The following is a 20,297-nucleotide window of genomic DNA, read 5'->3' as shown; positions in this document are numbered from 1 at the left end:
CAATGGTGTATGGAAACAGCTGGGATCATTGGCGGAGGTGGCTTCATAGGCAGTTATATCACTAAAACATTTCTGACCAACGGATTCAAGGTCAAAGTGTTACCCATGAACGGAGAACCCGGGGTCAGGCACGGTCATATGAAGGGCTTCGCTCAAAGTGTAGAAATCTGCACAAGGAATGTGACTGATAAAAAAGCGCTGCGGGAGTTTGTCAACGGTTGCCATGTTGTGATACATGGGGGTGCGCCGCTGAACCTTGATATTCGGGAGCCGAAGATACAGATTGTCGAATCAACAATCACAGAAACTGAAAATTTACTGGAGGTTGTCAAAAATACACCCGGCATCAGAAAGGTAGTTTTGATGACGTCGGTGCCGGATTACAACACCAATTTCGGCGTGCCAGCGAAAGAAAGAATTCCGTACATAGCTGTCGATAAAACCGATCCTGAATTTACCCATCAGACAGATCATTCTTCGGGTCGGGGAAAATTTATCTACAACCAGGTGATTGAAAAGTTCCTGCAAGAAAACCCGAACCTGCCGTTTGAGGTCTGTTCGGTTTCACCTACGCTGGTCATTGGCAACGTAACTCCTTGCCTCCAGGACCAGGCGATGGGCGGTTCCGGTTTACTTTTCAAAAACAAAATCGCGGATCCATTTGTACAGATGTTATATGACATGAACCTTCCTGTTGTCGTAATGGACGCGGAAACAATAGCAGAAGCGGTCTACAAAACTGCAATATCAAGTGGATTACATGGTAAGAACTTTCTGCTAAGTGGCGAAACATTTACGGTTTCGGATCTCAGCCGGATGGTGAATCAACAGGAACCGGTGCAGGAAGGCAATGTGATTTATCTGAATAAGTTGCGCAGACCGATCTGGGCATTTGGCTCAGGCTGGTAAAGAGTCACAGATTAACCATTGCCAGAATTGACGGTGACGCAGCTTTATAAAAATTCAGGAATAATCGGGCTGTTTGAATGCTTCATCTATGCTTCTAAACGATCATTTCCTCAGTAATTAAAATTTCGCAAATCTAACATTTAAGCCTAAAAAAATGAAAACTAAAAAACAACTCTTAGCAGGTCTTTTACCATTTGCTTTAATCGTGGCCGGTTTATACGGCTGCAACGAACAAAAAAGCGAGACCAAAGAGGCGTCAGCTGCCACAAGTGTGAATTATCCTTACACTGTCGAACATCCGGATAACTGGGAAGTAGGAAGCACCTCCAATACCATGATCGCCTTAAAAAGTTTAAAGGCCTGGGAGGAAGGAAAAATGGATGAATCATTAAAATATTTCGGAGACTCTGTCCGGGTTCAATTCGACGGCCTGGACAAAAACATGACCAGAGATAGTTTGAAGGTGTTTTTGACGAATGGCTGGAACAACTACAAAACCGTTAAAATAAAAATGGGCGATTTTGAATCTGTGATTTCAAAAGATAAAAGTGAAGAATGGGTGACACTTTGGTACACCCAGAGCTGGGAAACCAAAGCAGGCGTGAAGGATTCTGTTTCTACGATCAACGACCTGCAGATCAAAGACGAAAAGATCGTCCGGTTATCTGAACATACACGAAAACTACACTAGATAGAGCGAACATTGATAGTGGATGCTCATTCACCTCAATGCTACTATATTGGATTGATCCAGGCGCCCAGAGTAATAGCTTCCAGCAGATAAAGGGAAACGACAGTTCCGGCCAGATTCAATTAAGCATTGCCGATGTGAAGGGGAGGCTACTGTACCAAAACACGGAGTATGTCCTGGGAAATACGAAACGGATTCCGCTATCGGACTTGCCGGCGCTTAGGCCAGGTGTCTTCATTGCAAAAATCGTTTCGGGAAACCAGCACTCGGCTGTAACTTTTGTAATCAGCGATCCATAGCTGATTGGTTTAAATGGAATTTGGAAATTAAAACGGATATCCCCTACCTTACCATTTTCCTGAATGCAATCAACGGACAGGCCACTGTGGTGAGGTAGATGGGGTTTTGTGTGTAGCCCTTTTGATTAAAACATTCGTAAGGAGCGCCAAATTTGCCTCCCTTTCTGTAGTCGTTGGCTTGCAGGTCATCCATATATTCTGTGGCAAGGGCTTTGGCTGACTGTGGATCGGAAAGGTTGATGGCATAGCACACCCATCCGGTGGGGGTACCCCAGTATGCGCCATTCTGGTAGGTATTTTTAGCGGAAAGTGAAACCTCCCAGGCCGTTTTTTCATTGAAATCATCCGTGGTAAGTATGTGCCGGATATTACCCTTGTAACTCAATGTGCCGGCCTTGTAAGCCATGGCAAGTACATGGGTGGCTTTGTTCAAACGCTCCCCCACAAGGATGTCCAGATACACGGCCAAGGCAGTAGACCATACGTCGGGCTGCTTGCTTCTCCCGGTTGAAGCAAGCAACATACCTCTGTCATCCATAAACAAAACGGGCAAGGTCTCTTTGATGGTGGCAGCAATCTGCCGGTACTTTTTCCATTCATTGCTTTTTATCATCTGCAGCATTTCTGATAATTCTTTGGCAGCCTGATATTTCAGAATGGAAGGAAAGCAAAGACTGCCTGTAATGGTCTGAGCATCCCGGAAACCGAAATCTACTCCTCTTAACGCCTCCGTTGCGTTTACCATGTGGTTCACCACATCGGAAGGTGGTAGATGAAATGAAGCTTTCAGCCTATCAATCATCCGGGTTCCGTTCACTTCTTTTAGCAATATTTTAAAATCGCCGGTTTGCTTCACGTACTGGTGGGCCATGTGAACAAAATAAAACTGATCGCAATAGGGCGGCAACTGCCCCCACTCGGGTGTACCCTGTCCCTCATAACTATATGTTCCGGGAAAATAAATCGGCTTACCGGTATCGATTCGAATATGATCGGCGATAGCGCCGTAGGGAACCAAACTACCGCCTTTCGTTATCCAGGCCTGATCGCTTTGTGTTGATGCCGTCAATAATAGCATGTGCAGCTGTTCTTTCACCGGAATAAGTCCAGTCCCCAGAGACATGGCATAATCACGGATCCAGAAAGAGGGATAAGCATCTCTTCCCCCGGGACGAATCAACGTCCCCCCTGTTTTGTTCGAACCAAATTCTTTAGAAATAAACTGGTCGGGATGGATACGGGAAGCCTCCAGAACATCCCTGGTCATTCCTTCCAGAAATGCTATTTCATTGTTGGACAAGATTGCCCCGGATGCATTTTCTTGGGCATAACCCATCGAAACAGGGATCAAATAAATAAGTAGCAAGCACCTCAAAAGTGTCATAAAACCATCATTACAAATTTAACTAAACTCCTACCATCTGCTTTTCAGATCGATTATGTTGTTTTGATACCTTTTGAAATTCAGCAGATGGACTACCGTCCGGTATCTATAAAACAAAATCACTCCAAAATAAACTACTGTTTATATGGAGTACGCAGGTTTTAACAGAATAGCCAATAAATATCCAGCCAAATAAGCAAACCCCAGATCATAAGCTGACACCTGGATGCTTTGAACGCTTTTATCTAACCCAAATTATGCATTAGATCATGGCCTGCAATATTATTTTGCTGCACAGGAATTTCAATTAAGGGAGGTGCACTTTCCAAAAGGTTCTGAACTAGGAAATGAGTAGTTCATTAAATTCTTTGATCGCTTTTCTGATTTGTTTGTCAGAGATTCCGCTGTACCTCATTTGGAGCATGCGGGTTTTGCGGGCATCAAGCCCTTTCAATTTCCAGTATTTCGGGTGTGTTTTGCCAATCGGAAGCCGATAATTTTCCTCTTTGGGCTCCTTGATCAACACCTCAATGTCCGTGCCTCCCTGGCATTTAACATCCGTTTTGGTTATCAGTTTAACCGATCTTCCTGTTTCTAGTGTGAAAGTTTTTTCGTGTGTCATGGTCGTAATAATATTCCTGCGGGCAAAGTTAGGAAGGAAATTTATACAGACATGCACTTAACGAAATGGTAATAAATGTATCCGTGCTGAGCACCTCAGCCCCCAAATAGATTACCAAAGAGGAGATTCCGGTCGAAAAACTACTTGATACCCTTTCGGTTCTTGTATTTTTGAAAACGGTCGTTGTACTCTATCAGATCGGCATCTTTGAAGCTCTTTTGCAAGTTATAAGGCAGGTTCAGGCGTTCCTGCATTTTAAGCCCCCCGGAAAGTTCGACCAGCGTATTCTTCCCCTTCTTGTCTTTCAACAGATCAAAAGCATCGTAGGTATCTCCATTTACGGTATAGGCTTTGAACGACAATTTATTATCCTCCACGGTGATGGCCTGGTATAGCTGTGTATTGGATGCAGCCCTGTCCATCCAGTTTTCAAGGCCCAGCTGGTACATTTTTGGACCACTCACCGATACCACGTAAATCGGGCCGTCGGGTTTCTTCCTGCTCTGCCCAAGTGCCATATTGATCCCCCGGGCATAGGTATGGTCGTGGCCCTGCAACACCACGTCCACATGATATCTTTTGTAGAGCGGCTCCATTTTCTCACGCCATTTGGCATTATCCCGCCCCTTGGCTGTTGAATAAATGGGGTGATGGTGCACAACCACTGTCCAGCGGTTCGGGTTATTTTTTAACACCTGTTCAAACCACGATGCCTGCCTTTCGAGCACGTCGGCACTGTAAATAGCCTCCTGAGAATTAAGCGCTACAAACCTCACCCCCTGATAATCGATGTAATAGGCGGTTTCCTCAAGACCCTCCGGACCGTTTTCAGGCAAGGCAAACTGAGGCTTCCAGTGCTTTGAAACGGTACTTTTCTGGTTTTCGTCTTTGTAATATTCGTGGTTGCCCGGCACCGAAAGCGAAGGCACCATGCCGTTGATCCATCCACCCGCCTCAAACCATTCTCCCCACTCATAATCTATATTGGCCCTGTTGATCAGGTCACCGGCGTGAATGATCAGGTTCGCTTTTGGAAGCGTAGTAAACGCACCTCGTATGGCCCTGGACCACAGAGAACGGACATCGTTCTGCGCATCTCCGAAATAAAGAAAGGACACCGGTGCATTTTTATCGGCGGCCGTCCTGAAATGAAACCACTCACTCCAATAGGTGCCATCGCCTACCCTGTACACATATTGCGTTTCGGGTTTAAGATCCTTGAAATCTACTTCATGGTAATGCACCTTTTTACCGTCTATATCAACCTGATGGGTATACGCATCAACAATCCTGGCATTTTTGGAAAAATCCGGGGACGGGTCGGCTTCATGAATGGCCGCCACCGCCTTTAAAACTGTTGAATCCGTACGCCAGTTTACTGCCTGAGAAATTGCCGGATTTCCTTTAAATCCCAGAATTACGCGGTCTGGAAACCTGGATGGAGGATAAGATTTGTTGGTCTGCCCATGCAACAGCGATGAGAGCATACTTAAAAAAACCAACGAAAAAATCGAGCGTGTATCAATATGCTTCATGAAGATTATTTAGTTTCAAGTATCCCTTCCATCTGTGGTGTGTCCTGGCTTCGTAAAATTACAACGAAGAAGCTGCAATACCCGGGCTTAACAATAACTTAATATATCCGGCAGCTACTCTTCCGGCCCAGGGGATTATTGTTGTGACAAGCAGACCGGCCCAACCGAAAAGTAAGGCTCCGCTGCATAACTACTCGGCAGACAAAGGATTATACGAAGACCGTTAGCGCATGTTGGTTGCCGCGACCATAAGTAACACATAATGTGGCAAATGCGGTTTGCACCAACATTTTAAAGTCTTCCCACATTGGCAAATAACTCAAAAAGGCGATCCTTTTTGGTTCGGGATACCGATATTTGCTGGCCGTCTTCCATCACAATATAGCCCCCGTCGTGACGGATAAATTTACGGATATACTGCGGGTTGATCAGATGAGAATGATGAACCCGGATAAACCCGTTTTCCTGCAATACTTTCTCCACGTCTTTGAGCGTACGGCAGATCAGGTAACGACTTTTGTCGACGCAGTAGATACGGGTGTAGTTGCTTTCACTTTCGCAGCGGGTAATACTTTGAATATCCAGAAATTCCAGACCATCATTCGTCGGAAGTGCCACTCTGCTTTTCAGCTTACCGGTAGAGGTCAGCAGTTCACGCAAAAGCTGGATCTGGCCGGGCAATACGGATTTGCTTTTCTTGTCACGCCATCTGTCGAGCGTGTCCCGCAGATCATCCTCATCTACGGGCTTCAGCAGATAGCTAATGGCGCTGTAAGTGAATGCTTTGATGGCATACTGATCATAGGCCGTTACAAAAACAACGTCGAAGGAGAGTGACTCCAATCGGTTGAGTAGCTCAAAACCGTTTAACTCAGGCATCTCTATGTCCAGAAAAACAAGGTCGACGTGCTGATTCTGTAAAAATTTCAGCGCTTTTTCGGCATCGTTGAATTTCCCTGCCACATTCATTTCCGGGGCCACCACTTCCATCATTAGCGCCAGGCTTTCCGTGCAGTGGATTTCATCATCGATCAGTATGGCTGAGTAGGTCATTCTTTACTGTTTTTATAAGTGAAAGTAACGCGGGTTCCACTGGCATGCTGTTGTTCGTAAAGGTCATCTATCCGAATATCGATATGCGGGCGAAAATTGATATTAAACAGCTCAATTCGCTCCTGAGCTATCTGCATGCCCAGGCTTTGCTTGTCATGCAACGTGGATTGCATACCCGCTGCTTTTCTTCCGATACCATTGTCTTCTACCACAATCAGATAGCCCTCGTCACTAGGCGAGATTGCTATTTGTAAGGTCTTTAATGGATTCTTACTGGGCACCAAACCATGCTTAACCGCATTTTCGACATAGGGCTGGAGAAACATCGGAGGTACCATAATTTCACAAATCTCAACTTTTTCAGATATACGCAAATGAAATTCAAACCCCTGGCTGAACCTCAGGCTTTCGAGCTGTACGTATAATTTATTCATCTCAATCTCTTCCGCAAGACTGATCACATTTTCTCGTGAGTTCTGAAGTATATAACGAAGGAGCTTCGAAAACCTGGTGAGGTAGGTGGCCGCACTGTCGTAATCTTTTTTGAGTATCTGGTACCGTATGGAATTGAGGCTGTTGAATATAAAATGGGGGTTCATCTGGCTTCTCAGCGCCGTCATCTCCATTTCTGAAAGTTGTTTTGAAAAAGTCGATTGAATCTGAAGTTGCTTTTGTTGTTCAATAAATCGATTCTTTTCCACAATCTCATCGGTTCGTTCGGTTACCATTTTCTCCAGCCGGACCTTTTCCGAGGCAGCCATTTCCTTATTCAGTTCCAATTGGTCAATGTATGCTTTGGAAGCCTCCTCCTTTTCTATCTGGGCCGCACGGATTTTATACCCGAGGGCGAGTGCGAAACACAGGCTCTCCAGAAGGATGCCGGTCTTGAAAAAAACAATCGGATTCGCATCTATCTCTCCAAAAAACAAATGCCTGCTTTTGGGATCCACCATCACAGATAGTAGTCCGCCGGTTATAAAGAAAGAGCTTCCGGTAATAAAAAACCATTTCACGGGATTTTTTACTGCAAAAACAATCCATATCAGCAGCATAAGCGATACGGGTAAAATGACTACTCTTGACACTATAAAGGCCTTTTTTTGCAACTGGTAGTCGAAATGGAACAGGTTGTAGGCCAGCAGAAGAAGTCCTGACGAAAGTAAAATGATAATGAAATATCGGATGATTTTGTTGAGCCAGCCATAACGACGGTCAATATCAAGCAGGGATTTACCAAACGCCAGGTATACCGCAAAAAACAGGTACTGGACGGGCTCACCGAGCATGTAGGTTAGCGGATAATTGAGGTAGGCAATTCGTGCGAGAAACGAATAGGGTAATGTTTTGACTACAAGCGCATACACAGCCGCTCCCAGCAGGTAAAGCGCATAAAGCAAAAAAACGGACTCACGAACTTTAAGAAATATAAACAGAAAGAAAAGCATGGCAAACGTCACCGCGCCGAGAAAAAAACCGTTAAACTCAATCCTGCCCACAAAATTCCGGAAGCTTTCAACGGAGTCGTTCAGACTGTATCTGCGGGTTTGCACATAGGCATGCATGACGGATAACGCCCTTCCTTTGTCGCTCCATAGCCGGATATGGAGCGTAAACGACTGGCCGGGCTGACAAAAAACAGGAACCAGTCCGGGCTTCTCCGGATAGAGCCAGGTGCGCACACTCGTGTAAGGGCCAGTGGAAACTACATAACTTGTATCCGCATTTTGGGCAAAAACCGTGATGCTGTCGGCTGCGTTAAAATTGAAATCAAAAAAGGCGGCTACGGGTAAATCATTTCGGACGGTTGTTTTCAGCCAAATGATGTCATGCTCCGGTGTAAATGGAAGGGTGTCGAGGCGGATCCAGTTTTTGATTAAACGGACTTCGGCAACATTCGCGACCTGCGAATTGCTGATGAACACCTTTCCGGTCCGCCACAATGATTCACTATCTGCTATACTGCTCAGGGCAAGAGTATCCTGTGCATACGCATATACGATCGTACTGTTGAACAAAATAAGCCACACAAGTCGGAGAAACATACGATCCGGATTTTGATCACAAAACTAATGGGTTTACCAACAAATGTCGGCCGGATTTAGCAGGCCATAAATCTGGATGAGTAATTGACCTGCAATACACTGGTATCATACACATTGCATAAAAAAGGAAGCCGATCTTACTAGTTACTATGCGAAAAAGGTTAGCTGCTAACTCTATGTTTCAATTCAGGTTACGGGCACTCATATTTGGCAGAACATCGAACGGATGAAGCCGATAGGACAATGGACGTGTTTGTCGAAAGTATACCAATTGAAGTAAACCATACTGCTCAGGGAAAAGCTAATGACCGATGGGTTGCGTTTACCTCACTTTGATTCGTCCTTTTAACCAATTAATCATAACACCTAAATTAGAAAATATGAGAGTTATGCTTGCCGCTGTACCGGCTATTTTGAGCGCATTGATTGCATTATCCTGTGGGAATGCAAGCGATAAATCAACCCAGGAGAATTCCTCTGAGAATAAGCAGCTTACAAATACGGACCCTGATGCGAAAGGCGGCAATACCTGCCTGCTGGGATATGCCGATAAGCTGGACAAACTGCTCACGATGGAGGCGGCGGCGGCACTGGCCCAGCTACCGGCTGGCGAAGCCAAAGTGACGTACTTCACCGCCATGAAAAACACCGATTATCATAATGTCAAATATGCCTGGAAAAGCGACCGAAAAAGGAGCCTGAAAGATGCAGGGATTGATATGGAAGTCCCAACAGACAACATGATTCAACTGAATGGTATCAAAGCCCGATCACTGAAGTCGTTTCAAATGACGCATCGCGCTCCAACTGACGAAGAATTGAAGCAACTTGACAAGGCGATGAACGACGCCTTTGATAAAAAATCGGGCAACAAAACGGTCAACGAGCAGGTAGAAAAGCTGGACAAAATGAACATCGACAAGGGAACTCAAAAATCCGTTGCCAAAAGTATGGGTGGAGCTTTTGAAAAGGTCACAAAAGCATACGTAGAGGTATCGGGAATTGGTGAGGCTGCAAGCTGGAATTCGGTAGAACACTGCCTCTATGTACTGGATAACGGTGTGGAGATCTCTGTAACAGTAGATCTGAGTGATGATGATGCCGTCAACAAAGAAAAAGCAATGGCGCTTTTAACACAATTGCTGGCAAAGTGTAGGTAGGTGATACATGGGATAAATTTGAAAAAATAGTCAACCGAATCGTATGGAGGGGCCGTGCCCTACTACTCCTGTTTACACTTTTGGTTATGATTCTCAGTGTCTTTAGCAGTATCCGATAATACTACAAAGAAGGTTCAGAAAGCCAACGCCCCATGTATACGGGGGTTGGCTTTCTGAGTTTTTTATTAAAAGCCAGAACGAAGATTCTGCCACTGTTTTGGCAATAAATTCCAACTTAAAGCGATAAACCCGATAGTCTTCCGGCCCAATCCAGTAAGTTTGTGGCCAAGCAGGATTAATTGACAATTACAGTTAATAATATTTGCTCAACAGTTACTTACCAGGACTATTGATTCCGAATGAGGGCATACTTCAATTTTTTCGATTTCTCCCAAAAAATAGATTATAAAACAGAAATACTGGCCGGCTTGACCGTGGCAATGACCATGATGCCCGAGTCTCTTTCCTTTGCGATTCTGGCGGGTTTTCCACCACTCGTGGGTTTGTATGCCGCTTTTATCATGGGTTTAGTCACTTCGGTTTTCGGAGGCAGGCCTGGATTGATTTCGGGAGGAGCAGGTGCCACGGTCGTTGTACTGATAGCGCTTATGAAATCGCACGGCATCGAATACGTTTTTGCGGCGGTGGCTGGTGCTGGTTTGGTGCAAGTGATTGTGGGCATATTCAAATGGGGGAAGTTTGTGCGCCTGGTGCCACAACCGGTGATGTATGGTTTTGTGAATGGTCTGGCCATAATTATTTTCATGGCCCAGCTAGGGCAGTTCCAAACCGTCCAAAATGGGCAGACCATGTGGCTTTCGGGCTCTCCGTTATGGATCATGAGCGGGTTAGTTTTGCTGACGATCGGGATCATATTACTGCTCCCCCGCTTCACAAAAGCCTTACCGCCCTCCCTGGTTGCCATTATCTGCGTGTTTGTTATTGTGCTGGTGTTTCAAATCGATACTAAAACGGTCAAGGATATCGCCTCGGTCAGTGGTGGCTTGCCACCGTTTCACATTCCGGATATCCCTTTTAGTCTGGATACGCTGCTCATCATTTTCCCTTATTCACTGATTATGGCAGGCGTAGGCCTTACCGAGGGGCTGCTCACGCTCAATCTGGTGGATGAAATAACCGCTACCAGAGGAAACGGTAACAGAGAATGTGTAGCACAAGGATCCGCTAACATCATCAATGGTTTCTTCTTCGGGATGGGTGGATGTCCCATGATCGCACAGACCCTGGTAAACCTCTCGGCAGGAGCGCGTGCCCGACTTTCGGGTATTATCGCATCCCTTACAATCCTGATGATCATTTTGTTTGGAGCTCCAATCATCGAAAAAGTTCCGATGGCAGCATTGACAGGCGTTATGATCATGGTGGCCGTTGGTACATTTGAATGGGCCAGTTTTCGAATAATTAACAAAATGCCCAGGCAGGATATTCTGGTCGGAATGCTGGTAGCGGGGATCACCATCTTACTACATAACCTGGCCCTGGCTGTGCTCATTGGCGTGATCATATCGGCATTGGTTTTTGCGTGGGAAAGCGCCAAAAGAATCAGGGCGAAAAAGTATATCGACGTAACCGGTACAAAACATTATGAAATCTACGGCCCGCTTTTTTTCGGATCCGTTGCAGCTTTCAACGAAAAATTTGATCCTGCCGGAGATCCTGAGCATGTCATTATTGATTTTCAAGATAGCCGGGTAGCTGACATGTCGGGCATTGAGGCTTTGAACAGACTTACAGAACGTTATGCCAAAGAGGGGAAAAGCCTACACCTGAGGCATTTAAGCGACGATTGCAGGGCTTTGTTGAAAAATGCGGAGTCGGTAATAGAGATCAATATCATGGAGGACCCAAAATATAAAATTGCCGTTGAGTAGCGAATTGCCTGCCGGCAGCTATGACTGCTTTTACCTGGGAATAGGTTAAACTGATGTTAAAAGATGCAAAGTGAGGAATAGCAGTATTAAAAAATATTACAGTTTCTTAAAATTCAGGCGCAATTTTACGCGCTATGGAATTGACAAATTCAAAAGTTATGAAATCGTCATTTTCTGGCTCAAAAGTATCCTTACCAGAAGTCAGTTTTTGATACTTTCCGGGATTTTGGTAGGATGTACCGCTGGTTTTGCAGGGGTGATCCTTAAATCACTCGTCCACTATATCCACTATGTGATCACCTCAAAAGTTCATTTTGAGCAGCAGGTGTGGTTCTATTTACTTTTTCCTTTTTCAGGTATCGTTATCACGGCCCTCATTGTCAAATACGTCTTCAACGGACAGGACAAGAAAGGCATACCCGTGATCCTGTATGAAATCGCCAGGAACTCCAGCAATGTGTCCAGGGTGAAAATGTATTCGCAAATTATACAGAGTGCCGTGACGGTCGGGCTGGGTGGTTCGGCAGGACTTGAGAGCCCAATAGCTGTAACCGGCGCAGCGATTGGATCCAATTTTGCCCAGACCTACAAGCTCAATTACAAAGAGCGCACCCTGCTGCTTGCCTCGGGAGCCACAGCGGGCATTGCCGCAGCCTTCAATGCGCCTATTGCAGGTGTCATGTTCGCCATCGAAATCCTGCTTACCGGCGTAGTATTTTCCGATTTCATTCCGCTTGTGGTGGCAGCCGTATGCGGTAGTCTCATATCCCGAATCCTGTTACAGGAGGACGTGCTATTTCTTTTCCATACACGGGATGCCTTTGATTACCACAACCTGCCATACTATTTTCTACTGGCCATTCTTTGCGGTCTTTACGCCAGGTATTTTCTTGTTATCACCCGGTATATAGAAGGCTTTTTTCATTCTTTAAAAATTTCAAGGCTGCAGAAGGCCATGCTGGGAGGTACGCTGTTGTCGCTGCTCTGCGTGCTCTATCCTCCCCTGTTCGGTGAAGGTTACGACGCCATCAAATCCTTTACCAACGGAGAAGTGCAGCAGGTGATCGGCAACAGCTTTTTTCGATTCATTGCCTACCGCGATTGGGTGGTCATCCTTTTTATCGCCGTGATATGTCTTTTCAAGGCCTTTGCTACTTCCATTACCATTCACAGCGGTGGCAACGGGGGCAACTTTGCGCCTTCACTCTTTGCCGGCGGCTCCCTTGGATACGTTTTTGCCTTATTGTGTATCAAAATCGGCATAACCGACGTACCCATGACCAACCTGATCATCGTAGGCATGGCCGGCGTGATGAGCGGTGTGTTATATGCACCCTTAACCGCCATTTTTCTGATTGCTGAGTCCAGCTCTGGTTACGATCTTTTTATTCCCTTGATGATCGTTTCGGTCATTTCATTTTTAATGGTGAAATGGTTCTCACCTATTTCTCCGGATCTGGAGAAACTGGCGGAACAGGGGCAGATTTTCACAAAAGAATTTGACAAAAATTTACTGTCTTTGCTTAATACTGCCGAGTTGGTGGACAAGGAAGTGCAGAAGATCAATGAAAATGCGCCGTTCACTGATCTTCTGGAAATATTGAAGCATGGCAAAAGAAATCACATTGCCGTTTTGAACGATGCAATGAACCTGGTGGGTGTGATCGACTTGGGCGAAGTACGCCCCCTGCTGTTCAACAGGGAACTTGAAGGAACCTTAACGGTAAAAAGTCTTTCAAAAACACCCGATGTAATGGTAAATGAGCATTCGTTGGTAATCGACGTCGTTCGGAAATTCGATGAAACGGGTGCATGGAACTTACCTGTAATTGGCGCTTCCGGGAAATTTGCGGGATTCATTTCAAAGTCGAGCATCCTGAATAGTTATCGCCGGATCCTGCAGGAGCAATCGGGGTAACCGTAAAGGCCACCAGCAGGCGTTGCCGGTACAGCAATTTATCAATCCACAAATGTTTAGCCTCTGCTTTGTTACCTTGTGAAATACATAAAGCGAACATCGTAACCAGGATCTTTCTGATCAAACCAACTTTGTTTAAAACACAGTGTGAAAGAGCGATACCTTCCCAACTGCTGCCATTTACTTTGAAAAATTGTCAGCTTCTGAATAAATAATTTACGGCAAAAATGGCCTGACATGGGGCGCATCTTGTCAATATGTCAGAGATTAATCACCTTTTATTTTATCCATCCAGGGTCGGGCATTTCTGGTACAGGACTTGCTAATGTCTATTCAGAGATGCCCAGGGTATCTGAATCGAAATTATTGTTAACCTTTAAAATTTAAAGTCATGTCACTGATCAAAAACAGACGAAATCCCGTTTCTGCGATCCCTGCGCTGGTCAACGATTTCATTGGCCGCGAACTTTTTAATTGGGACAACAGTCATTTTTCCAGTACACAAACGACCGTTCCTGCGGTCAACATTCTTGAATCGCCCGATAACTTTGAAGTGGAAGTAGCCGCTCCGGGAATGGAGAAGCAGGATTTCAAAATTCAGCTCGAAAACAATACGCTCACCATTTCATCTCAGAAAGAGCAAAGTGAACAGGAGCATGCAGGAAATTACACACGGAGAGAATTCAGCTACCAGTCATTTCACAGAACATTCCTCCTACCAAGAGACGTTGTTAACGACGAAGGCATTGCTGCCCGTTATGAAAATGGCGTACTGCACCTGATCATACCCAAAAAAGAAGAAGTAAAACAAAGAGCACCCAGGCTCATTGAAATAAACTAAAAAATGAGGGCTTGCAGATTAGCAGGCCCTCATTTTTGCTGTAAACCGAAGCTATTGATAGCTGATATTGGTAAAGATATGGTTAAATCAATGTACACCAACCGCCTACGCAAAGAACCAGGGTGCCCGATTACTATTAATTTTTAACCAGAGAATATAGCTTCTTCAACCCGGTAAAAAGCAATAAAACCACCAGACCAACAACCAAACCTATTCCAAATTCCTTTACAATAGAGGGAATATTCGGGAAAAGATGATGGAAGTAGGCGATGTTATGCACAAAAATCCCTCCTGAAACCAGGATCAAAGCAATCGTCCCGACCACCGCCAAAATTTTGATGATGACAGGAAGCCCCTTCACCAATAAATGACCGAGTTGTGAAAAGAATCCCTTACCGTCTGATTTTTTAATCAACCGGTAGCCCGCATCATCCATTCTTACGATAAGGGCTACGATTCCGTAAACTCCGACTGTTGCCAGTAATGCAACCGCAGAAACCGTCATGATCTGAATGGCCATCGTCTGCTCCGCAACACTTCCCAATGCAATAATTACAATTTCCAGTGACAGAATAAAATCAGTGGTTACGGCAGACTTTACTTTAACCTTTTCATTATCCAAATGCGCAGCCACATCTTCTGTCTGCTCCACAACTTCAACGATATGCGCTTCTTTTTTGGGATGAAAAAAATACTCAACTATTTTTTCAACACCTTCATAGGCCAGATACAAACCGCCCAAAATGAGAATAAATTTGATCGCGGCCGGCAAAAACACATTTAAAAGTAACGCAAGGGGAACAATGATGAGTTTGTTAAGAAACGAACCTTTTGTGATAGCCCACAATACAGGTATTTCCCTGTTGGATAAAAAACCCGTGGCTTTTTCGGCATTAACGGCGAGATCATCACCCAGAATACCTGCAGTTTTGCGTGTTGCCACTTTTGTTGCCAAAGCAACGTCGTCCATTAAGAAAGCGATATCGTCTAAAATTGCGAAAAATCCGGATGCCATATTTTATTTTAGTTGTAGGGAATTCATATAAAAATCGCTCCAACAAGCCAGTCAGGAGCGACCCGTGTTAATATTTTTGCCATGAAGGTAATAAACCGATTGCACACTAACGTACCAGCCAGGAACTTTATGCACCTGAACTATAAATTTACAAACCCCCAAAAGACACTTAAAAGGTTACAGATCAGGAGACCATTAACGCTCAAAAAAGATACGTTAGGCTATTCCAATAAACTTTGCCGATGGTCTGAACATTCGTTTTTAACTACACGTCAAGGCGGGGGGTAGCGCGTGAGTGTGTTGGCCTGCAAGTATTTAGCCCTGATGTACATCTTGAAAACAAATTTGGGCTGTAAGGGCGATATAACCAATCGTGCTTCCCGGGCATGCTGTACCTGCCGGTTGTCATATATGGAAATTATGCCCTAACTTGTGTCGCCGTTTTGCAACCTGACATTTTACGTTCACTATTTTAAGTATGCAAGAAGATATTCTTTTTCAAATCAGTAATAAGCTAAAAGAAGTCAGAAAAGACAAAGGTCTCACACTACAGGAGATCGCCGACGAAGCCGGGGTAACCAAAAGTCTTATTTCTCAGATTGAAAACAGCCGTACCATTCCGTCGCTTCCCGTCATGCTGGGTCTGATCCAGGCATTGGACATTGATTTGAATGTTTTTTTTAAAGATTTTATTTCAAAGGCTCCCGGCCAGAACGTGATCATCCGGCGACAGGAAGATTATCAGCCATTTACAAAGGAAAACGCTTCAGGTTTTTTTTATCACAGAATATTCAGCAAACGATTCAACGATCACCATGTAGATGTGGTATTGCTTCGGCTGAAAAAGGACGCTAAACGGCCGATGGTGCGCACCAATGCCTATGAATTCAAATACGTATTGCAAGGCTCCGTAGAATATACCGTCGGTAAAAATAAATATGTGCTCCACCAGGGCGACTCCATGTTTTTTGACGCCAATGAACTGCACAATCCCAAATGTATAGATGGAGACGAAACCACGATGCTGGTGATATACTTCTTCAATGAAGCGGTTTGACGGTCGACCTTTAATCCCTCTCATGAGCGTTCATATAAGATAAGCGGAAAACGGGAAATGATCAGGATCAATTGCTGAATTCAATACCCATCGTAAAATCCGCCAAATTCATGAAGAACGGACACCAACCCTTCCACTTTTAGAGACACAAAAGAGCGCCTCCGTCCCTGTCGGGCGCCTTCTTTTATTTTCCTCTAAGACGCCGATTAGTACAGGCGCCTGACACGTCCCGTTTTTTTCAAGCCAAACACAAAAAAACCTTGATTTGTTAAGTATTAATTAACATATTCGTAATATCATTTACCTTGTTCCTTCCTATTTTTGTAGCGACAAGGCATCGTTTCGCAACAAAAGTTAAGTTATTCTTGACAAAATACCCTTTTAAGTGCCCACACACTACTTTACAGAAATCAGGCTCGTACCCGGGGCAAGATGCAGTGGAAAGTACGGCACTGAAAAATGAAATGTTTTAAATAAAAAGTTAAGTATTTGTTCACCAATTATAAGTTAAAAAAGATGTCAATAAAGTTGGTTGTGTTTGATATGGCAGGTACAACTGTCAAGGACAGAAATTACGTTGGGATTGCCTTTCATGAGGCAATGAAGTCATACGGTTATGAAGTTGCTATCGGAGAAATCAATCCCATTATGGGTTATGAAAAACCTCTGGCTATCAGAATGATGCTGAAGGCGCATGAAGTGGACAAAGATAAGATCACAGATGGTCTCGTACACGACATTCACACCGAATTTGTGACCAGAATGATGGCGTTTTACCAAACGACCACAGAAATAGAACCATTACCGCATGTAGAGGAAACATTTGCCGTGCTTCGTGAAAATGGCATACAGATCGCGTTAAATACCGGCTTTTCCAGAAATATCGCCGATGTGATCATCGACAGACTAAAATGGTCAAATAAGATTGACTATCTGGTAGCAAGCGACGAAGTAGCCCAGGGCCGCCCACATCCTGACATGATTCTGAAGATGATGAAAAAATTAAACATCGAATCACCAGAAAGTGTAGCAAAAGTGGGTGATACAGAAGTGGATATCAATGAGGGAATCAATGCCGGATGCAGGTACGTAATCGGTATCACCACGGGTGCGTTTACGCGGGAGGAGCTATTACCCTATGCGCCCACGCATGTTGTAGACGATATTGCAGAAGTATTGAATATCGTACTCAATGACGGCGCCCATACGTCGCATAAAACAGCAATTGACAATAATTTAAACCCGGTGACAGACAATGAGTAGGTCGGCAATTGTGATTGGTGCGGGCATAGTGGGGCTGGCTACAGCCCGGGCATTGGCCACCAGAAATTATAAGGTTACCGTCATCGAAAGGTCGACTAAGGCAGTGGGCGCTTCCATCCGCAATTTCGGAATGGTGTGGCCCATTGGCCAGCCGGAGGGAACGCTGTACAACCGGGCCTTACATGCCAAAAGCATCTGGAAAGAAGTTTTAACCGGTGCCCAATGCTGGTTTTATGAAGGAGGAAGTCTGCACGTTGCCTATGAAAAGGATGAAGAGGAAGTGCTGCGGCAGGTTGTGGATGTGAGCAGCTATCGGCCGGTCCGGTTTCTTTCAAGGCAGCAGACACTTGATAAATCTCCGGCTGTAAATCCGAACAGCATGCTGGGATCGCTGTTTTCGGAAGACGAGATGATCGTAGATCCGCGTGAAGCAATTGCAGCTATTCCAGGCTACCTGACAGAAAAATACGGAGTTGATTTTGTGTGGGACACCGCTGTGCATGATGTGAACTACCCGACTGTTTATGGCGGCGGGAAGCAGTGGGCGGCCGATGAAATTTATGTTTGCAGCGGTCAGGATTTCGAAACACTATATCCCGATCAGTTTTCGGCGGCTCCGCTCACCAAGTGTAAATTACAGATGCTCCGCCTGGAAGCTCAGCCCGACAACTGGAAAATAGGTCCGGCTTTATGTGGCGGGCTGTCACTGATACACTACCCTGGCTTCAAGGCAGCAGCAGCATTACCGCAGCTGAAGGCACGTTATGAGGCGCAATACGGCGAATACCTGAAATGGGGCATTCATGTGATGGCTTCGCAGAACGGACTGGGAGAGATTACCGTCGGCGATTCCCACGAATATGCGCTTACGTTTGATCCTTTCGACAGGGAGTTTATCAACAAAATGATCCTGGACTATCTGGATACTTTTGCGCAGTTCAAATCGCCAAAAATATCGCAAACCTGGCACGGAATCTACCCCAAGCTCACCGATGGAAGCACGGAGATAGTACTAAAGCCCGAAGAGGGCGTAACCATCATCAATGGACTGGGAGGAAATGGAATGACCTTATCCTTTGGCCTTTGCGACGAGGTCGTGGGCGGAGTTTACCAGTCTGTCTGATGCCCTTCCGTCATGCCGGCCTGCCATCTTTGAACTTCCCCTATTTTCGGCAACAACAGGGAAGCGTTTAGCCAGGCCAGGCCTGACAGCCACATTTTATCCGAACACAACTAAAACAATTTCTATGAAAAGGGAGGTTTCAAAGGAACAAGGGGATAATAATGTAAGCCCGCTTCATGCAGACTATGTAAATGGACATGATGATGCAACCCTGGCATTGATTGCAGATGATGCGCGCTATTTTCTTCATCAGGCCCTATCGACCCCGGTGATGAACGTTCTGACAAAAACGGAAGGCGCTTACATTGAGGATCTTTCCGGAAACAGGTATCTGGATCTGCACGGTAATGGGGTACACAACGCCGGTTTTTCAAATCCGGAGGTAATTGAGGCCGTGATAAAGACATTACAGGAACATCTTGCATTTACCCCCCGCAGATACACCAATATTCCTGCAATAGAGCTGGCCAAAAAACTGATCCAGATTACCCCACCCGAATTGACCAGGGTACTCTTCTGCCCCGGCGGTTCGGAGGCAATAGAAATGGCCCTTTCACTCGCCAAACAGGTAACCGGCAAATGGAAAACCATCTCTTATTGGGATTCTTATCACGGCAATGGTTTTCAGGCTTCAACCGTCGGGGGTGAAGAACACTTTTCTACCGGCCAGGGACCCATGGTACCCGGCGCTTTCCATGTTGAATTTCCCAATTACTACCGCAATCCCTGGGGCCTCACAGACCAGGACGCCATTGACGAACTGTACCTGAGGCAGATTAAAATAATATTGAAACGGCATCCAGATGTGGCCGCACTGATCGCAGAGCCCATTTCCGCAACTCCCGTGGTACCCTCGGTATCTTACTGGCAGCAGATCAGGGAAATATGTGATAAAAACGAGATCCTTCTGATATTCGATGAAATCATTGAAGGATTTGGAAGGACCGGAAAATGGTTTGCCAGTGAACATTACGTTACACCGGATGTTCTCGTTCTTGGAAAAACACTTGGAGGTGGCCTGATGCCCTTTGCAGGAATTGTTACCAGAGAAAAATACAACATTCTGCAACATCGTTCGATAGGTCATTTTACGCATGAGAAAAATCCGCTCTGCTCCACAGCGGGATTGGCCACCATTAACTACATCGAAAAGTACAATCTTGTGGAGAACTCAGCGCGTTTGGGAGCCTACCTGCAAGATCAGTTACACGCCCTCAAGGAACAGTTTCCTGTGATCGGCAACATTGCAGGACAGGGATTACACTTGGGCATTGATCTCGTTAAGAATCCTCATACCAAGGAACGGGCCACCGATTATGCCGAAACCATCATGTACGACTGCATGCGGCAGGGCGTGGCTTTGAAAATTATTGAAGGAAATATTCTTACGATGCGGCCTTCGCTGGTTATTACCAAAGACGAGTGTGATCAGATAATCCAGACCTTAAAAACGGCTTTTGAGCAAAATCAGTTATGAATTCTAAACCCTTAAC

General features: G+C 45.3%; 17 protein-coding genes. 11 read left to right on the top strand and 6 right to left on the bottom strand.

Going from position 1 to position 20,297, the window contains the following annotated elements; translation table 11 throughout:
• Positions 1-9 precede the first annotated feature (9 nt).
• The 3 genes from DYADSP32_RS27705 to DYADSP32_RS27695 all read left to right on the top strand — a co-directional run bounded on the left by DYADSP32_RS27705 (position 10) and on the right by DYADSP32_RS27695 (position 1,899).
• Positions 10-909, top strand: a complete 900-nt coding sequence (locus DYADSP32_RS27705) for an NAD-dependent epimerase/dehydratase family protein (RefSeq protein ID WP_149239721.1) — start codon at positions 10-12, stop codon at positions 907-909.
• A gap of 154 nt (positions 910-1,063) precedes the next feature.
• Positions 1,064-1,600, top strand: coding sequence for a hypothetical protein (locus tag DYADSP32_RS27700; RefSeq protein WP_149239722.1), 537 nt, complete (start codon positions 1,064-1,066; stop codon positions 1,598-1,600).
• Positions 1,601-1,638: 38 nt separating this feature from the next.
• Complete coding sequence (locus DYADSP32_RS27695) at positions 1,639-1,899, top strand: T9SS type A sorting domain-containing protein (RefSeq protein ID WP_149239723.1); 261 nt, start codon at positions 1,639-1,641, stop codon at positions 1,897-1,899.
• A gap of 43 nt (positions 1,900-1,942) precedes the next feature.
• Here DYADSP32_RS27695 and DYADSP32_RS27690 read toward each other — a convergent pair whose 3' ends face one another.
• The 5 genes from DYADSP32_RS27690 to DYADSP32_RS27670 form a co-directional block, all read right to left on the bottom strand.
• Complete coding sequence (locus tag DYADSP32_RS27690) at positions 1,943-3,235, bottom strand: hypothetical protein (RefSeq protein WP_149239724.1); 1,293 nt, start codon at positions 3,233-3,235, stop codon at positions 1,943-1,945.
• 388 nt (positions 3,236-3,623) lie between these two features.
• A complete protein-coding gene (locus DYADSP32_RS27685; protein ID WP_149239725.1) occupies positions 3,624-3,905 on the bottom strand; it encodes a hypothetical protein in 282 nt (93 codons plus the stop codon).
• 140 nt (positions 3,906-4,045) lie between these two features.
• On the bottom strand, positions 4,046-5,440 hold the full coding sequence (locus DYADSP32_RS27680) for a purple acid phosphatase family protein (protein ID WP_149239726.1): 1,395 nt from the start codon (positions 5,438-5,440) through the stop codon (positions 4,046-4,048).
• 291 nt (positions 5,441-5,731) lie between these two features.
• Positions 5,732-6,493 (bottom strand): LytR/AlgR family response regulator transcription factor, encoded by a 762-nt coding sequence (locus tag DYADSP32_RS27675; RefSeq protein ID WP_149239727.1) that lies wholly within the window; start codon positions 6,491-6,493, stop codon positions 5,732-5,734.
• Positions 6,490-8,535, bottom strand: a complete 2,046-nt coding sequence (locus tag DYADSP32_RS27670; RefSeq protein ID WP_149239728.1) for a histidine kinase — start codon at positions 8,533-8,535, stop codon at positions 6,490-6,492. The genes DYADSP32_RS27675 and DYADSP32_RS27670 overlap by 4 nt, the downstream gene beginning before the upstream one ends.
• Positions 8,536-8,915: 380 nt before the next feature.
• On the opposite strand from DYADSP32_RS27670, the gene DYADSP32_RS27665 reads away from it, so the two are divergent.
• The 4 genes from DYADSP32_RS27665 to DYADSP32_RS27650 all read left to right on the top strand — a co-directional run bounded on the left by DYADSP32_RS27665 (position 8,916) and on the right by DYADSP32_RS27650 (position 14,346).
• A complete protein-coding gene (locus DYADSP32_RS27665; RefSeq protein WP_149239729.1) occupies positions 8,916-9,695 on the top strand; it encodes a hypothetical protein in 780 nt (259 codons plus the stop codon).
• 359 nt (positions 9,696-10,054) lie between these two features.
• Positions 10,055-11,587 (top strand): SulP family inorganic anion transporter, encoded by a 1,533-nt coding sequence (locus DYADSP32_RS27660; RefSeq protein WP_149239730.1) that lies wholly within the window; start codon positions 10,055-10,057, stop codon positions 11,585-11,587.
• Between the two features lie 70 nt (positions 11,588-11,657).
• Positions 11,658-13,505 carry a chloride channel protein gene (locus DYADSP32_RS27655; RefSeq protein ID WP_149239731.1) on the top strand — a complete coding sequence of 616 codons (1,848 nt, stop codon included), beginning with the start codon at positions 11,658-11,660 and terminating at the stop codon, positions 13,503-13,505.
• A 391-nt stretch (positions 13,506-13,896) separates the two neighbouring features.
• Positions 13,897-14,346, top strand: coding sequence for an Hsp20/alpha crystallin family protein (locus DYADSP32_RS27650; RefSeq protein ID WP_149239732.1), 450 nt, complete (start codon positions 13,897-13,899; stop codon positions 14,344-14,346).
• 136 nt (positions 14,347-14,482) lie between these two features.
• Here the strand turns inward: DYADSP32_RS27650 and DYADSP32_RS27645 are convergent, their stop codons facing one another.
• Entirely contained in the window at positions 14,483-15,361 is an 879-nt protein-coding gene (locus DYADSP32_RS27645) for a DUF808 domain-containing protein (protein ID WP_149239733.1), read from the bottom strand.
• A 478-nt stretch (positions 15,362-15,839) separates the two neighbouring features.
• Here DYADSP32_RS27645 and DYADSP32_RS27640 point away from each other — a divergent pair, with 478 nt between their 5' ends.
• The 4 genes from DYADSP32_RS27640 to DYADSP32_RS27625 all read left to right on the top strand — a co-directional run bounded on the left by DYADSP32_RS27640 (position 15,840) and on the right by DYADSP32_RS27625 (position 20,281).
• Positions 15,840-16,418 carry an XRE family transcriptional regulator gene (locus DYADSP32_RS27640; protein WP_149239734.1) on the top strand — a complete coding sequence of 193 codons (579 nt, stop codon included), beginning with the start codon at positions 15,840-15,842 and terminating at the stop codon, positions 16,416-16,418.
• Between the two features lie 516 nt (positions 16,419-16,934).
• Positions 16,935-17,681, top strand: coding sequence for an HAD-IA family hydrolase (locus DYADSP32_RS27635; RefSeq protein WP_149239735.1), 747 nt, complete (start codon positions 16,935-16,937; stop codon positions 17,679-17,681).
• Positions 17,674-18,804, top strand: coding sequence for a TIGR03364 family FAD-dependent oxidoreductase (locus DYADSP32_RS27630; RefSeq protein WP_149239736.1), 1,131 nt, complete (start codon positions 17,674-17,676; stop codon positions 18,802-18,804). The genes DYADSP32_RS27635 and DYADSP32_RS27630 overlap by 8 nt, the downstream gene beginning before the upstream one ends.
• A 124-nt stretch (positions 18,805-18,928) precedes the next feature.
• Positions 18,929-20,281 (top strand): aspartate aminotransferase family protein, encoded by a 1,353-nt coding sequence (locus tag DYADSP32_RS27625; protein WP_414618109.1) that lies wholly within the window; start codon positions 18,929-18,931, stop codon positions 20,279-20,281.
• The last annotated feature ends 16 nt before the right edge of the window (positions 20,282-20,297 follow it).

The sequence above is a fragment of the Dyadobacter sp. 32 genome (assembly GCF_902506755.1).
Lineage (GTDB): Bacteria > Bacteroidota > Bacteroidia > Cytophagales > Spirosomataceae > Dyadobacter.
The sequence above is the reverse complement of the archived record's forward strand: the minus strand, read 5'-3'. Positions and strand labels throughout refer to the sequence as shown.